This window comes from Roseivirga ehrenbergii, from assembly GCF_001593005.1.
Classification (GTDB): domain Bacteria; phylum Bacteroidota; class Bacteroidia; order Cytophagales; family Cyclobacteriaceae; genus Roseivirga; species Roseivirga ehrenbergii.
On the sequence record NZ_LQZQ01000045.1, the window covers coordinates 446155 to 461932 of the forward strand.

The window sequence follows — 15778 nt, forward strand, 5'->3', positions numbered from 1 at the left end:
TTCTTCATTTAAGTCTTCCTCTTCTTTTTCTTAGCTGCCGGAAACAGAATGTTATTCAGAATTAATCGATATCCAGGAGAGTTAGGGTACAGGTTTAAATCGGTTGGTTCTTCGCCTACTCTGTGCTGATAATCCTCTGGGTCGTGGCCGCCATAAAAAGTCCAGAAGCCATTTCCGAAAACTCCGTGAACATATTTTGCTTCTTCAGCCGCATCGTTTTGCCCCATGGTTACCACATCGGGCTTGATTACTCTGGTTTTAAATGCTGTGGTTTGGCCATAAAAACCCTTAATTAAACGCGTATGGTTTTGGGTCAACATGGTTGGAATCGGATCCCATTTGGCCGAAAACTCAAAAAGTTTGAAGAAATCGTTGCCTTCGTTTAATGATCTTGAACGTCTTGCATCGGTATTATCAATATCGGAGAACTCGTATTCGAGAGGGTCTTTTTTTAGTTTGAAATTTTCAAAAGCCAAAGTTTGAGAGAAATCGAACTGCGATTCGGCAGCTGGGTTGGCAGGGTCTCCATCATACATAGCTTCAATAAAGTCGAGTCCATTGGCAGCTAGCGCAATATCGAAAGAATCGGTGGCAGAACACATAGCAAAGAGAAAGCCTCCGCCTGCTACAAAAGTTCTTATCTTTTGAGCAATGGCCAGTTTAAGTTGCGACACTTTTGCGAAACCATGCTTTCTGGCAGAAGCTTCATAATCTTTTTGTTGCTGTTGGTACCAGCTATAAGGAGAGTAGGTGGCATAAAACTTACCGTACTGGCCTGTAAAATCTTCATGGTGTAAATGCAGCCAATCATATTTCGGAAGTTCATCGGCCATCAATTCATCATCGTAAATAATATCGTAAGGAATTTCGGCATAGGTTAAGGCCAAGGTTACGGCATCATCCCATGGCATTTTTGTTTTAGGCGAGTATACTGCAATTTTTGGCACCTTCTCTAATTTCATCATGTCCATGTTAGAAGAAGGAGAGGCGATCTGACTTTCGTACTGCGCAGCTGTGGCATCCGATATTACTTCGTAGCTCACTCCGCGAATCACCAATTCCTTTTCTATAGCTGCTGAAGAGGGTAATAAAAAACTTCCGCCTCTAAAATTTAACATCCAGTCGATTGTTGCGTCTTTACTGAGAACCCAGTAAGCAATGCCGTAAGCTTTTAGGTGATTTGATTGTGAAAGATCCATTGGGATCAAAATTTTGGAGGCGTAGCTGGAAAGGCTGAACGTAGCCAAAATCAATAAAATCGAAAGTCTTCTCATAGTGAACTGGATTATGAACCGTTTAACAGAACGATCGTTGAATTTATAAATTTGTTGGCAATATGTGACCAATGGTTGATTAAATTCGTAACGATCAAAAACTCATTTTATCTCAATGAATTTCAGAGAAAACGTCAGGGAAGGAATAAAGTCGATTAAATCGAACACCCTAAGAACCATTTTAACAGGTTTAATTATCGCTATTGGTATAACCTCTTTGGTAGGAATGCTTACCGCAGTAGATGGTATTCAAAGTGAAATAGAGGCCAGTATGTCGGGCTTAGGCGCTAATAGTTTCGATGTAGAAAGTCGTACTTCTGCCAGAAGAAATATGAACGGGGTAAGGGAGAAATCTTATGCGCCAATTAAATATGATGAGGCTGTTCGTTTCAAAGAAGACTTCAATTTCCCATCTACTGTAACAATTTACACAAGGGCTTCTGGTTCGGCTGAAATTAAATATGAAGAGAAAAAGACAAACCCAAATACGAGTATCACCGGTGGAGATGAAAATTACTTTTCTATTAAGGATATAAAAATTGAACGAGGTAGAAATTTCTCTGCATTAGAAATCGAATTCGGAAATTATGTTTGTATTCTGGGTACTGAAGTAGTTAATGCTCTTTTCGATAAAAACGAAGATCCTTTAAATAAGACAGTGAAATTCTACGGTAATAATTATCGTGTAATTGGCATTTTGGAAGAAAAAGGAGGCTTTGGAGGTGATACTGAAGAAGATAGAAATATCATCATTCCACTTTTGAATGCTAAAAGGCTAGACAGAAGCGGTAGAATGCGTTATAACATCACCGTAATGATTGATGATCCGGAGCAAATAGACTACGCTATGGGTGAGGCCACGGGCTACATGCGTAAAATCAGAGGAAACAAATTAGGCGAAGAGAGTTCTTTCGAAGTCGTTAGGTCAGATTCTGCTACGGAGGCCTTAGACGATATGACCAATGGTTTACGAATTGGCGGTTTAGTGGTTGGAGCAGTTACGCTTTTAGGTGCAGCTGTAGGTTTAATGAATATTATGATGGTTTCTGTAACTGAAAGAACCAGAGAAATTGGGATTAGAAAAGCCTTAGGAGCAACTCCAAATAGAATCCGTCAACAGTTTTTAATTGAAGCCATTGTAATTTGTCAGATGGGAGGTATTGCTGGGGCTTTAATGGGAATAGGAATAGGGAATATTTTGGCTACAGCCCTTGGTGGTGCCTTTGTTATTCCTTGGTTATGGATTATTGTGGGCTTAATTGTTTGTGTGTTTGTAGGCTTGGCTTCTGGAGTTATTCCAGCGAATAAAGCATCTAAGCTCGACCCGATTGAAGCTTTACGATTTGAATAAGCGGTATATGCTGCTGACGAAAGAGCCTCGATTTATCGGGGCTTTTTTTATATTGAAGTAAATTTAGAAACTATGAATTTTAACGAATCTTCGCACAAGAAAATCTTAGGTATACTTTTTATTGCTTTCAGTGCTCTAGGGTTACTGGGGTTAGTTTTCTATGACTTCTTCATGGATTTTGTACTCAATATGGCTGCTATGGATAACGATCCCTTGCCTCCAGAAGCGCTATGGATTTTCGATTTTATAGATTCCATATTATGGGCAATCGCCATCCTGTTCCTCATTCCTAAAATCGTAATTGGCTTTGGTTTGGTGAATGGACGTAGATGGGCAATGATGCCAGCTTTGGTTTATGGAATTATCGGCATTATAAGTTTTCCAGTTGGTACATTAATAGGTATATACAGTATCTTAATTTATACTGCGAAACCTCGTGAAGAAGATGATTTTGAAAGAAGAACAAACTAGTTACTGTCGGGGAACGAAAACCACTTTTTTGGTTTCGAAGAATTCTGGTTCAAAGAATTTTTCGAGGTTGTGAACACGCACTTTCACCAGTTTAGACTCTTTGATTTCGGCAGTTAAATCGCCACCTTTTAAATAAAGCAAGCCACTTTTATAAGCTACTTCTGAAGCGGGTTTAAACTTATGTTTTACCCACGGATAAAACTCTTTAAGTTGGGCTACTGCACGACTTACCACAAAGTCATACTTTCTATGCTTAATGGCTTCGGCACGAACTTGTTCAGCAACTACATTTTTAAGACCCAGTGCTTCGCTAACGTTTTTCACCACTACTATTTTCTTTCCTATGGAGTCTACCAAATGAAAATTAGACTCAGGAAACATTATGGCCAATGGAATTCCAGGAAAACCACCTCCCGTTCCTACATCTAGAATATCGGTATTCTCAGGAAACTTAAAAACCTTAGCAATGCCTAAAGAATGCAATACATGGCGTTCGTAAAGGTTTTCAATGTCTTTTCTAGACACCACATTTACCTTTTCATTCCATTCGGTATATAAAGGTTTTAATTGGGCAAATTGAGCAATTTGCTTTTCTGTTAGTAAGGGGAAATGCTTTTTGATTAATTCCATTTGAGTGCGAATTAACAAAAAAGAATTAGATGTGTTCCTTTTTACCCTTTACCAGGTCGTACATTAATTCACGAGCCCTGTGCAATTGAGCCTTAACTGTGCCTAAAGGCGCATTTAATTCTTTCGCAATTTCGTCATAGCTGAGCTCATCAAAGTAACGCAGCTTTACTAATCGCTGATATTTGGCAGGAAGCTTCGTAACAAACAGCTGAACTAATTCAATCTTTTGCGCTTTAATTGCTTCTTCTTGTGGGTTCAGGTTTTTGTCTTGAACATCAATATTGACTGACTCACCATTGTCATCACTAAAACTCGTGTTCAAACTCATGGTGTCGAGCCTTTTTTTACGAATAAAGTCTATGGTGTTGTTTGTGGCAATTCTAAAAAGCCAAGTACTAAAGGTGAAATCCTTTTTGAATTTATGAAGGTTCTTGAAAGCTTTTGCAAAAGCCTCAATTGTAAGGTCTTCTGCATCATCAACGTTCCGAATCATCTTCAAAATCATATGATAAACAGGTTTACGGTAACGTTGTAATAACTCCGCAAACGCTTGTTGATCATGATTTTCAACTGCCAGGTCTATTAACTTAAAATCTTTGAGTGCCTTTTCAGAAAACTGCTTACCTAACTCCATTTAACCTTTTTTGCTATTAGCGCCACTAATCCCACCATTGGGTAATACAAATTTAAACACAGATCGAGGAATGGAAGTGCCCAGTAGGCCATGTTCATTTTCAGCTTGCGACCTGAACGGGTAAAGATAACATAAAATGACAAGCTCTTGATACCGACAATCACCAAAATGAGTCCGATATTGAAGCTTGCTAAAATTGCCCAAAATAGCATTATCCATCCTGTCAGCGAGCTTAACGCAAAAAGGCCTAGTCTCGTTTGATCTTTTTTACGATAGTTTTTGCCAACCGACAAATGCCTCACTTTTTGTCTGAAATAATCACGCCAATTAGACTTCGGAATAGACGAGACATGAGCGTCTGGGTGAATACAGATTTCAGTATTTGCAGCAGTAGCATGTGCATTCACAAATAAGTCATCATCACCTCCAGTTTTAGACTCATAACCTTGAAATGAGTGTTTTAAAAAGACCGACTTACGGTATGCTAAATTTCTTCCAACACCCATATATGGCTGCCTTTTAATTGCAAATGATAGGTATTGAATGGCAGTGAGTAAAGTTTCAAATTGAATCATCTGATTCAGAAAACCATTTTTCTTTTCGTAAGGAGAAAAGCCCAATACAAAGTCCGTATTCTCTCTAAAACTGCTAGCCATTCTGCTAATCCATTGGTTTGAATTAGGAATGCAGTCGGCATCTGTAAGTAGAATAATCTCATGCTGAGCAGCTTCAATGCCTAATTGTAAAGCGTTTTTTTTACCGTTCCAGCCTTCTGGTAAATCGTGAACATGAATAACTTTAAGCCTTTGACTCAATTGCTCAAGTGAGTTGAGCAAAGCTTCTGAACCATCAGATGATCGATCATTAACTATGATAACTTCAAATGATGAATAGTCTTGGCTGACCAATTTAGTAATCAATACAGGTAGCAGTCTTGCTTCATTTCTGGCGGCAACAACTATAGAAACGGGCGATGGTGTAGTGTTTTTATTGTCTGAAATCACACAGTTGGGCAACAGACTGAAATACGCCCAGTGGTAGTACAGTTGAACGGCTGTAGACAGAATAAATATGGAAAAAAAGATAATTTCTAAACTCACAGAAAATGAAATGATGCATGAATGAAATAAGAATAAATGATTCCTGCTATTTTTGTGCGATCAAAAATGAGGAATGAAGTTTAATTTAGCTGGAGTAGACAAACAATCTAAGGCCCGAGCAGGGGAAATAATCACAGATCATGGTGCAATAGAAACACCTATTTTTATGCCTGTGGGTACTGCAGGGTCGGTTAAAGCGGTTCATCAGCGCGAATTAAAAGATGATGTTCAGGCGCAAATCATTTTAGGAAATACTTATCATTTGTATTTAAGACCTGGCCTAGATGTAATCGAGGCTGCTGGCGGTTTACACAAATTCAATGGCTGGGACAAACCGATTTTGACCGATAGCGGTGGTTATCAGGTTTATTCGCTTTCGGGTACCAGAAAAATAAAGGAAGAAGGGGTAACCTTCAAATCTCATATTGATGGCTCCAAACATATCTTTAGTCCAGAGGGAGTAATGGATATTCAGCGCACCATTGGAGCCGATATCATGATGGCTTTTGACGAATGCACGCCATATCCTTGCGATTACGAATACGCACGTAAGTCTATGGAAATGACACACCGTTGGCTCAAGCGCTGCTGCGATAGGTTTGATGCTACCGAAGGAAAATATGGTTATAGCCAAACGCTTTTTCCGATAGTGCAGGGGAGCACTTACAAAGATTTAAGAGTAAAATCGGCAGAAACGATTGCATCGTATGAGCGTGAAGGGAATGCCATCGGAGGATTGTCTGTGGGGGAACCAGCAGAAATGATGTATGAGCATACCGAGATCGTCTGTGATATTCTACCTAAAGACAAACCACGTTATTTAATGGGAGTGGGAACACCCGAAAATATTTTGGAAGGAATTGCCTTAGGAGTAGATATGTTCGATTGTGTTATGCCAACCAGAAATGCCCGTAACGGAATGCTATTTACCAGCGAAGGTATTTTGAACATGCGCAACGAAAAGTGGAAAAACGATCATAGCCCAATTGACCGGAATTTGGGAGGCTATAATAGTACCTTTTACTCAAAAGCTTACTTAAGGCATTTGATTACCAGCAAAGAAATTTTAGGGGCGCAGATTGCCAGTATTCATAACCTAACTTTTTATTTATGGTTGGTTAAGGAAGCACGAAAACAGATATTAGCAGGCACGTTTGTTGATTGGAAAAACCGAATGGTCAAAAAAGTGACACAACGCCTCTAAATGAAAATACTGGACAAGTACATATTAACAAAGTTTCTCACAACTTTCCTTTTCGTAGTAGGTATTTTAGTAGCCATTGTGCTCATTCTTACTTTTTCAGAAAGGAATGAGAGCTTCATTAAAAATGAAGTGGGTACTTGGTTGATTATTAAGTACTTCCTCTATTTCGCCCCCTATATTGCCAATTTAATTACGCCCATTACAGTATTTATAGCAGCAGTATTTGTCACTTCAAAAATGGCCAGTCATACTGAGATTGTTGCTATTTTAGCCAGTGGAGTGAGTTACCCAAGAATGTTGAAGCCATTCTTAACTGGGGCGGTAATTATAGCCGTTATCAGTTTTGTTTTCACGGGTTGGATTATTCCAGAAGCCAATAAATTCAGGGTGAAATTTGAACAACAATTCTTTGCCGATAAGCCCTATCAGTATACAGGTGAGGACGTTCATTTTAAAGTGAGCCCTACCACCTATGTTTATTTGCGCAGCTATAATAGTTACCGAAATTCTGGTAGAGATTTTACCCTTGAAGAGATTGTTGATAAAGAGATGCTGTATAAAATTTCGGCAGACGAGATTTTTTGGGATTCAACTTCTACCTCATGGGTTTTAAGAAAGTGGAATTTGAGAGAGTTTAACGAGGTAGATGAAGAATTCCAGTATCAGAGTGTAAATGATACTTTAATTAAAATAAACATGAGTCCCGATGATTTTTCTAGTCAAACCGGACTGCAAGAAACGCTTACCATTCCAGAGCTATACAGCTATATAGACGATCTGAAGCTAAAAGGAGCTGACAACATACCGATTTATCATATCGAAAAATTAATTCGGTTTATGTCTCCATTTACGGCCATAATTCTGACTTTTATTGGTGTGATTTTGTCGTCAAAAAAGACAAGGGGAGGGGTAGGTTTTCAGATTGCATTAGGATTTCTTTTGGCTTTTATTTACATACTTTTGTTTATCGCTACAAAGAGCATTGCTGAGGCAGGTTCAATGGATGCGCTGCTTGCAGTTTGGATGCCCAATATTATTTTTGCTATGCTTGGTTTCTCTATCTATCGCTTTGTTCCTAAGTAATGGAAGCCTCTCCTAAGGATTTTCTCAAACTCCATTTTATCGTTTTTCTATGGGGTTTCACCGCAATTCTGGGTAATGAAATGACCATTCCGGCTACCGATGTAGTGATGTATCGCACCGCCTTGGCCAGTATAGTGTTGGCGGGTTTCATGTATTTTAAGTCAAAAACATTTCAGGTGAACCGAGTGGACATGATGCCACTCGTACTTACGGGTTTTATCATTGCCATTCATTGGTTCTTGTTTTTTGAATCGGCCAGGGTATCGAACGTTTCGGTTTCTTTGGCAGGAATGGCCACCACCACCTTTTGGACGAGCCTTATTGAACCACTTTTCAATAAAAGGAAGATCAGGATGTTTGAGGTAATTCTTGGTTTGGTGGTTATCAGTGGGCTTTACGTCATCTTTCGTTTCGAATTCAATAATGCTTTGGGCTTAGGCTTGGCGATGGCTTCGGCATTTATGGCTGCTCTTTTTTCGGTTTTGAATGGTAAAATGACTCATAAGCTATCTCAATATACCATTACCTTTTACGAGATGGCTGCTGCAGCCATTGGAATAGCCATTTTTATTCCATTCTATAAATATTTCTTTTTGGCTGAAACTGCTACTTATGCCTTACCTACCACCAGAGATTGGGGACTGTTGCTAATTCTTTCTGTAGTTTGTACGGTATATGCCTTTTCTGCTTCTGTAGAGTTAATGAAGCGTATAACCGCATATGTGGTTAATCTTACCATTAATTTAGAACCGGTGTACGGAATCATATTGGCCGTTATTATTTATGGAGAAAATGAAGAAATGAGCGCAGGTTTTTACTACGGAACCCTCATCATTTTGGGTGCTGTTTTGAGTTATCCGGTGATTAGACGCAGCCAACGCAAAGCCCTAGAGCGCAAGAAAAAATTGGGTTTGGGTTAGATTTTAGAGGGATTAGTTGGGGCGTGGGTATTTTGGAAGAAATGAGACTTAGAGCCTTTTGGTTTGTCAGTCCCATATTTTTGGTCGATTAATTTTCATTGCTCTTAAATAGGAGAGAAATTGTCCTGCATGAACAGATTCGTGATACCCGATTCGCAATAAATATTGTCCAAGAATTTTCCTCTCTCCATTTGCGGGATGAATGATTTTAGTTTCATTTAATTCTGTTTCCGAAAATTGACGGATAGTTTCTAAAAAGGTTTTTCTATAGGGTTTGGCAAACTCAAGTTCGTCAGTAACGCTAATAAAAGGTCGATTTTCCCAAGGCGTTTTATAGTTTGTCATGCTCCCATTATTGATAATAATGTTCCATCCATAATCGGCCTCTAAAACATGCCTGACCATTTCTATCGCAGTCATTGCTTTTTCATCAGGTTTCCAATTGTAATAATTTTCAGGAAGCCCTTTCCAAAGTTTGATGCTTCTTCTTCTTATTTCTTCAAAGTTTAAAATGATAAGTTCGGATTGAGTCATTTTCCTTATCGCAATTTTTTCGCTTACAATTTTTTGAAAGTTGCCATGCCTGACAATAGTTAGTTATGCTTTATTTCAAAATTATGACTTGTGGCGAATTTTCCAATCGGGAGCCTATAGCTTCAGTTGTATGTTTGAATGTTTGGAAGAATTGCGTTACCACCTTTATAGGCTAATAATTAACGGAGTGATGCTGATAAATAGGGCTAGTCTGCAATGGGGTTCAGGCTCAAATCCCTACTATAAACGAAAATTATAATAAGGGATTTGCTTGATTCTAGCTTTGAAAATGTTTTTTAACCCTTGACTATCTTTTTTGTTTCAGCAATTAATAGCGCGATTTTTTCATCGTTATAGGCGTCAGTATGAGCATTGCTGAAAGCTTCTTGATCGTTGTCAAAATATTTACCGACACCACTGATATGGTCTTCGAATAGCGTTAGTTCGTATAAGATGTTAGAGCCTTTATCTGCTGGAGCCCAATGGCGGCCATAGGCTTCATTTGCCATTTTTGTATTCAACAAAGAGCCTGGGTTTACCGCAACCGTCATTACCTCAGGGTACAATTTTGCGAAATAGAAACTCCACATTGTTAAGGCTAATTTACTTTGTGCGTAAGTTTCATGAATAGATGGCAGTTCCTTGCCATAAAGTGCCTGAATGGAAACCGTGGATTGAGCTGCTGAACTTACATTAATCAATTTGGGCGAGTTAGCTTCTTTCATCAAGGAAATCAAGCCGTTGGTTAAAACATACGGGGCAAAAAAATTGACAGCGAAGCGCATGTCTAAACCTTTATCATTTTTTTGAATGGGGCTTGTGAAAACTCCAGCATTATTGATAATAACATCGATGGTGGAAACTTCTTGAGTTATTTCACCTACCATGTTTTTGACACTTTCTAAGTCTGAAAAATCTGAAATAAAGCTTAATATGTTTTTATTATTTGAAACTGCCTTTATTTCAGAAACAGCTCGTTCTAGTTTTTCTTTTGTTCTTCCGTGTACTATAATTTGGTGCCCCTCTTTTGCTAACTGGATTGCTGCCAATTTGCCGATACCGTCAGTACTTCCTGTTATTAGAATGGTTTTCATAGTGAATTGACTTTAAGTTTACCGTTTGTTCTCATATATAGGATTACTTCCTCTTCTGACTTTACCGTAATTTTATGATAAGTATCATTGGTTGACCCAAAATAGCTCCCTGAGTCTAATAATTTTTGCTCTTGATTTTGAGGCAATAGGTACTGTATTACTCCGCTTATTACAACCGTATGGACTACAGTTCCTGTGGTTCTAATTTCGCCATTAAACCCTATTGGAAGCTTCACAAAAAGGCTCTTCATTCCATCACTGTTTTCATTCCTTATAAGAAAATTGATTTTAGCTTCACTTTTTTTGTGAAGCCAGTTGGTCACTTCATTGTCGATCCATACCACATTTGAAGCGTCAATATTGATTGACCTTTCTCCGGTATCAAATGCCTCTGCTGGTGGGTTCACCAGATAGGGGCCATTACTTATTTCTACTAAGGCAATATTTTCTTCTCCTTTCGCAGCTGTAATATGTGATTCTCCATTTGATTGTGTCCAAAACGATCCATTCTTCATCCACATATTCTCTGCTTTTGGATCATCGTTATGAATACTCCCTTTTATCACTACAGCTCTGTAAGTGACATTATGAATATGTGGTGGGGAAGAAAAACCATTGGCGAATTTTGCTAAAAACCCTGTTGCTTCAGTTTCATTTCTATCGCCCCAAATGGTAGCAGCTAATGGACTCTGTTCCCCCCTTGTAGGGTTTAGCTTGTTCCATACGAGTTCCGAACTCAATATTACTTTATTGGTTGGTTCGAAGGTTTTTTCAGAATTACTGAATTTGCTACAGGATTGAACTAAAACCAACATAGCAATTAACGTGAATTGAATTTTTCCTTTAATCATACTAGTCCAGTTTCTACTACTACTTTACCAATTGCGTTTCCACTTTCAAGTCTTTTATATGCATCGCCCACATTGTCTAAGGAAAAGACTTCTTCATCAAGTATAGGTTGAAGTTTTCCAGCTTCAATTATTTTTGTTAGTTCACCTAAGATTTCTCCATGCTTTTCTCTGCGGAAATCATGTATCATTGGGATGAGCATAAATACTACATGCAAAGACAATCCTTTAAAATGTACAGGACTTAGGTCGAGTTCGAGTAAAGAAACCGTGGTAGCAATTTGACCATTGAGTGCAGCGGCATCAAAGGAGTTGAGCAAGTTTTTTCCACCTACTGAATCGAAAATCACATCGAACCCAGTATTATTAGTGTACTTATTTACATATTCTTGTACTGTTTCTTTGGTAAAGTCAATAGGAATGGCGCCCAAACTTTTAATCACTTCTAGCTGCTTTTGGCCAGCTCCCGTGGAGTATACTTTAGCACCAAAAGAATGAGCCAGCTGAACTGCCACATGACCTACACCGCCAGCCCCTCCTTGTACTAGTACTTTTTGACCACTTGTAATGTTCGTACGAGTCAACCCTTCATACGCAGTGATTCCAACTAAAGGTATTGCAGCAGCTGCCCTCATGCTTAAATTTTTGGGTTTACGGGCTATCAATTTTACATCTGCAGCAATATATTCGGCTAAAGAACCAGGCAAGGTTCCTAATCCTCCTGCACAGCCATACACCTCATCACCCACTTTAAACTCAGTTACTTCAGCTCCTATGTCCTCAATAGTTCCGGCAAAGTCCATTCCTAAAATGGCTGGATTGGCTGGGGAAAATGGTAATTCTGTACCCATGTTTTTAATCATGGTATCTACAGTATTGATACTTGAAGCAGAAATTCTGATTAATACTTGGTTAGTATTTAAAGTTGGAGTTTCTACTTGAGATGCTTCAAAATTAGTTGTAGCACCATAGTCCTTTAATAACATTGCTTTCATGACGTTTATTTATACTATAAAAATTATAGTTGCAAACCTAAGTATAGTACTCTACCTTTGCAATAACGGTCAAAAATGATAGTACAGATATATGGAAAAATTAGTACAGAAAAAGCTGAAGTTTAGGGGTAATGAATACCCATGTTGTGCGAGCCTTACTATGGGTATAATTGGAGGGAAGTGGAAGACTGTTATTTTGTATCATTTGATGGATAAAACCCTTCGATACAATGAATTGAGAAAGGAAATGCCTACGGTAACCGAAAGAACATTGAGTTTACAGCTTAAAGCACTTGAAGAAGATGGATTGATCGTTAGAAGAGTATATACTTCAAAACCTCCTTTGAAAGTTGATTATTCGTTAACTGATTTTGGTAAAACTTTAATTCCCTTAATTCAATCTATTGCTGATTGGGGTGACTTAGTTGCGGAAAAATATTCGAGGTAGCATTTCTCCGCTAGTCTTAATTGCTCGCTCGTATCTTGATCCCATCATAATAAAGTGTAACTTTTATTAAGTTGAGATATGGAAAGAGTTAAAAGGTGATAAGACAGTACCTACGATGAGAATAGACGAAATTAGTTCCATTTACTGAAACAGCGATTTCCACAAATCAACAATAACCGTATTCGGTAACCAAGAAGTAATGTCTGTAAATGAGTTGTTAAAACCAGTAGCAGCTACTTTTCCAGTGCCTATTTCGCCTAGAAAAGCCTTTTCGCTTAATGGTTTTAAGCTGCCGTTTTCATCAAGTCGAATAGGAATGATTTCGTCAAAGTATTTCAAGGTGAATGCTTCCGATTTAGCGAACTCATGTCCTTGGCCGGGTTCTTCTGCAAAAATCCATTTGGCGCCAAACCTGCGGTTGACGGAATAAATGCCCTTTACAATGTTATTGCGATATGGATTATCAATTTCACCTGTGAGGAAAACGCCCGGCACTGCCCGTGTGGCTTCAGAAGCTAATGCGGTGTAGTAAACACCGCCCTTATTCACGATAAACGTAATGACCCTTTCTGGCTTCCAGCAAGCAAATTCATAGTTGAATTCACCACCAGCCGACATGCCCCATAAAGCAAATGGGACAGTATTCAGTTCGGGGTGACCACTTTTTGTTGCCAATTGGCTCAGTACGTCTAGCATGGCCTGACCCGTTCCGTTTTTTACATCGGCATATTGCTCAATGGCCATGTTCGGACTGCGTTTGTCCTTAATGTCTGCCGCCAAGATGGCCATGTTGTGCTTCTTGGCCAAGGCTTGCCACTCCGGTTGGTTCACCATATCACGACCATTGCCATTCGAGCCGGGAACCATCACGATTATTCCTCTTACTTTTTGAATGTCCTTTCCAATCCATAAGCGAAAAGCTGCTTTTTGGAAGTTGTTTCCATTCATTACACTGTCTTCAAGAATGGTTTGTCCATTGGCGAATGAGAAACTGAGAAGTAATAAGCTGAAAATGATAAAGTTTTGAGTAATCTTCCTTTTGGTCATATTGCTATTGTTTATCCCTAATTTAGTAAGCCATACGGATTTTAAAAATTGAAGCCACTAAACAAAGATCATTTTTGTCTGTCGTGTTTCGCAGTTATATTGTGCTTTATTAAGCAATTTGTTATCTCATTTTTTATAAAAACTCATACAATGATAAAACGCCTCTTTACTTTTCTCATGCTGGTCACCACCACGATGGTGATGGCTCAGAATCCGCTTCCCCTCAGGAAGTCGGTGGAAACTTCAAAGCGTGCTATCCGAATGGACGTACCGCTTCCCAACCCAATTATGAATGCTTTCGAGGCTAAAACGAGAGATTTCTCAGGGAAACCCGGCCCAAACTACTGGCAATTAGAAACCGACTATACCATCAAAGCCACTTTAAACCCGCAAACTCAGACCATTTGGGGCAGCGAAGTGATTAAAATTCATAATAATAGCAATCAGCCTATGGACAGAATTGTACTGAGGTTAGATCATAATATTTTCCGTGCCGATGTACCAAGAGGTTCTTCTGTTCCGGCAGAAACTACTGAGGGAATGGTCGTTACGCGTATAGTGGTGAATGGCGATCAGGTAGATTTAGGTGCTCGTACTAGCTTTAGAAGAAGAGGTGGGGAACCGAAGTTACAGGTTACGGGCTTACAACAAACCGTAGCGACTATTTTTCTGGCTGAGCCAATTCCTGCTAAAAGTACTGGTACTTTAGAAATTGATTGGAATACCAAATTGCCAGGAGGAGAAAACGGTAGAGGACATAGAATGACCCAACGTTGGGGAAGCAATGTTTTTCAGCCTACACAGTGGTTTCCGCGTTTGGCTAAATTTGACGATATGCGTGGTTGGGAAACGAATGTTTACTTAGGCCCAACTGAGTTCTTCAATAACTTCGGTCGTTTTGATGTAAGTATTGATGTGCCTGCAGGTTGGATCGTAAGCGGAACAGGAATTTTGCAAAACCCTGAAGAAGTACTTTCGGCACAAACCAGACAGCGCTTAACCAAAGTGCTTGATTCTGATGATGAAATTGTAATTGTGGGCGAAGATGAAAGAGGTGCTGGAAAAGCTACTGCAGAAGGAGAAAGCCTGGTTTGGCGTTTTGTAGCCGATAAAGTGAATGATTTTGCTTGGGCTGCTTCACCAGACTTTATGTGGACAGCCAGAAGAGCTACTATTCCTGAAAAAGGACCAATTCCAATTCATATGGTATACTTACCAGAAAGAGCAAGACTTTTCGAAAGAGCCGGAGAGATTACAAGACATGCTTTGGAATTCTATTCTGAGCTTTGGGCGCCTTACCCTTTCCCTCAAATGACCATGCAAGATGGGCCAAGTGCAGGAATGGAATATCCGATGGTGATTAACTCTAACCAAGGAGCAGCCGATCATGAGGTAGCGCACCAATGGTGGCCAATGATGGTGGGTACCAACGAAACCCGTTATGGCTGGATGGACGAAGGTTTTAATACTTACATGAACATTCTTTCTGCTGCCGATAGTAGAGGCCAGCCTGCTAATTTGAATGGAAGAGGAGCGAGCTATGGCCGTAGAAGTGGAGATGACGATGAAGCGACAATGATGTGGTTGTCAAACTACGCTGGAGACGGATATAGCTTTCAAACTTATAGTAAAGCGCCTTTAATGCTATCAATGTTAGGTGGGATTGTAGGGGATGAAGCTGTAATCAACGCCATGAAGAAGTATACTAAAACCTGGGCTTTTAAACACCCTTCGCCTTGGGATTACGTGTTCTTTATGAATAATGAATTAGGGCAAAATCTTGAGTGGTTTTGGTACTATTGGTTATGGACTACCGAGTCGGTGGATGGTTCAATACAGAAAGTGAGTACAGGATCAACTACTAATGTTACGGTACATCAAGCCGGTCAAATGCCTTCACCAGTGGTGCTTAAGGTTGAATTCGAAACTAGTGGTCCGGCCATCAAGTCAATGAGCAATGCAAAAATGATTGATGCCAATACAGCGATTGTTACTTGGCCAACCAGTGTTTGGTTTAATGGCGATCGTACTTTCAATGCTGAGTTGAAATTTGGTGGAAGAAAGATTAAGAAGATCACGCTTGACCCTGACGGCAGATTCCCAGATAACAATGCTGCGGACAACGTTTGGGAGAACAAATAGGAG

Annotated in this window: 16 protein-coding genes; 7 read left to right on the forward strand and 9 right to left on the reverse strand. The window is 39.4% G+C overall.

The window, feature by feature from the left end; translation table 11 throughout:
• Positions 1 to 8: 8 nt before the first annotated feature.
• On the reverse strand, positions 9 to 1274 hold the full coding sequence (locus MB14_RS12230) for a hypothetical protein (protein ID WP_062591956.1): 1266 nt from the start codon (positions 1272 to 1274) through the stop codon (positions 9 to 11).
• Positions 1275 to 1389: 115 nt separating this feature from the next.
• Between MB14_RS12230 and MB14_RS12235 the strand changes: the two genes are divergently transcribed.
• Positions 1390 to 2625, forward strand: coding sequence for an ABC transporter permease (locus tag MB14_RS12235; RefSeq protein WP_062591958.1), 1236 nt, complete (start codon positions 1390 to 1392; stop codon positions 2623 to 2625).
• 72 nt (positions 2626 to 2697) lie between these two features.
• Positions 2698 to 3096 carry a hypothetical protein gene (locus MB14_RS12240; RefSeq protein WP_062591960.1) on the forward strand — a complete coding sequence of 133 codons (399 nt, stop codon included), beginning with the start codon at positions 2698 to 2700 and terminating at the stop codon, positions 3094 to 3096.
• On the opposite strand, the gene rsmG is transcribed toward MB14_RS12240, so the two are convergent.
• Genes rsmG through MB14_RS12255 form a run of 3 tightly spaced genes read right to left on the reverse strand, consistent with a single transcriptional unit; the run spans position 3097 to position 5460 of the window.
• Positions 3097 to 3726 (reverse strand): 16S rRNA (guanine(527)-N(7))-methyltransferase RsmG, encoded by a 630-nt coding sequence (rsmG, locus tag MB14_RS12245; protein WP_062591961.1) that lies wholly within the window; start codon positions 3724 to 3726, stop codon positions 3097 to 3099.
• Positions 3727 to 3751: 25 nt separating this feature from the next.
• Positions 3752 to 4360 carry an RNA polymerase sigma factor gene (locus tag MB14_RS12250; protein ID WP_053222691.1) on the reverse strand — a complete coding sequence of 203 codons (609 nt, stop codon included), beginning with the start codon at positions 4358 to 4360 and terminating at the stop codon, positions 3752 to 3754.
• Complete coding sequence (locus tag MB14_RS12255; protein WP_157716587.1) at positions 4351 to 5460, reverse strand: glycosyltransferase; 1110 nt, start codon at positions 5458 to 5460, stop codon at positions 4351 to 4353. The genes MB14_RS12250 and MB14_RS12255 overlap by 10 nt, the downstream gene beginning before the upstream one ends.
• Positions 5461 to 5533: 73 nt before the next feature.
• Between MB14_RS12255 and tgt the strand changes: the two genes are divergently transcribed.
• From tgt to MB14_RS12270, 3 genes are read left to right on the forward strand one after another with little or no spacing between them, the layout of a single operon-like run.
• A complete protein-coding gene (tgt, locus tag MB14_RS12260; RefSeq protein WP_062591965.1) occupies positions 5534 to 6664 on the forward strand; it encodes a tRNA guanosine(34) transglycosylase Tgt in 1131 nt (376 codons plus the stop codon).
• On the forward strand, positions 6665 to 7747 hold the full coding sequence (locus MB14_RS12265) for an LptF/LptG family permease (RefSeq protein ID WP_062591967.1): 1083 nt from the start codon (positions 6665 to 6667) through the stop codon (positions 7745 to 7747).
• Positions 7747 to 8667: a DMT family transporter gene (locus tag MB14_RS12270; RefSeq protein WP_062591969.1), complete on the forward strand. Its 921-nt coding sequence runs from the start codon at positions 7747 to 7749 to the stop codon at positions 8665 to 8667. Before MB14_RS12265 ends, MB14_RS12270 begins: the two co-directional genes overlap by 1 nt.
• A 66-nt stretch (positions 8668 to 8733) precedes the next feature.
• Here MB14_RS12270 and MB14_RS12275 read toward each other — a convergent pair whose 3' ends face one another.
• The 4 genes from MB14_RS12275 to MB14_RS12290 all read right to left on the reverse strand — a co-directional run bounded on the left by MB14_RS12275 (position 8734) and on the right by MB14_RS12290 (position 12138).
• Positions 8734 to 9201, reverse strand: coding sequence for a DinB family protein (locus MB14_RS12275; protein WP_062591971.1), 468 nt, complete (start codon positions 9199 to 9201; stop codon positions 8734 to 8736).
• A gap of 296 nt (positions 9202 to 9497) precedes the next feature.
• Entirely contained in the window at positions 9498 to 10295 is a 798-nt protein-coding gene (locus MB14_RS12280; protein WP_062591973.1) for an SDR family NAD(P)-dependent oxidoreductase, read from the reverse strand.
• Positions 10292 to 11146 carry a DUF4437 domain-containing protein gene (locus MB14_RS12285; protein WP_062591976.1) on the reverse strand — a complete coding sequence of 285 codons (855 nt, stop codon included), beginning with the start codon at positions 11144 to 11146 and terminating at the stop codon, positions 10292 to 10294. The genes MB14_RS12280 and MB14_RS12285 overlap by 4 nt, the downstream gene beginning before the upstream one ends.
• A complete protein-coding gene (locus MB14_RS12290) occupies positions 11143 to 12138 on the reverse strand; it encodes a zinc-dependent alcohol dehydrogenase family protein (RefSeq protein WP_062591978.1) in 996 nt (331 codons plus the stop codon). The genes MB14_RS12285 and MB14_RS12290 overlap by 4 nt, the downstream gene beginning before the upstream one ends.
• Positions 12139 to 12229: 91 nt before the next feature.
• Here MB14_RS12290 and MB14_RS12295 point away from each other — a divergent pair, with 91 nt between their 5' ends.
• Complete coding sequence (locus MB14_RS12295; RefSeq protein ID WP_062591980.1) at positions 12230 to 12586, forward strand: winged helix-turn-helix transcriptional regulator; 357 nt, start codon at positions 12230 to 12232, stop codon at positions 12584 to 12586.
• Between the two features lie 141 nt (positions 12587 to 12727).
• Here the strand turns inward: MB14_RS12295 and MB14_RS12300 are convergent, their stop codons facing one another.
• Entirely contained in the window at positions 12728 to 13633 is a 906-nt protein-coding gene (locus MB14_RS12300) for a hypothetical protein (RefSeq protein WP_062591982.1), read from the reverse strand.
• Between the two features lie 150 nt (positions 13634 to 13783).
• On the opposite strand from MB14_RS12300, the gene MB14_RS12305 reads away from it, so the two are divergent.
• Positions 13784 to 15775 carry a M1 family metallopeptidase gene (locus tag MB14_RS12305; protein WP_062591984.1) on the forward strand — a complete coding sequence of 664 codons (1992 nt, stop codon included), beginning with the start codon at positions 13784 to 13786 and terminating at the stop codon, positions 15773 to 15775.
• Positions 15776 to 15778: the final 3 nt, after the last annotated feature.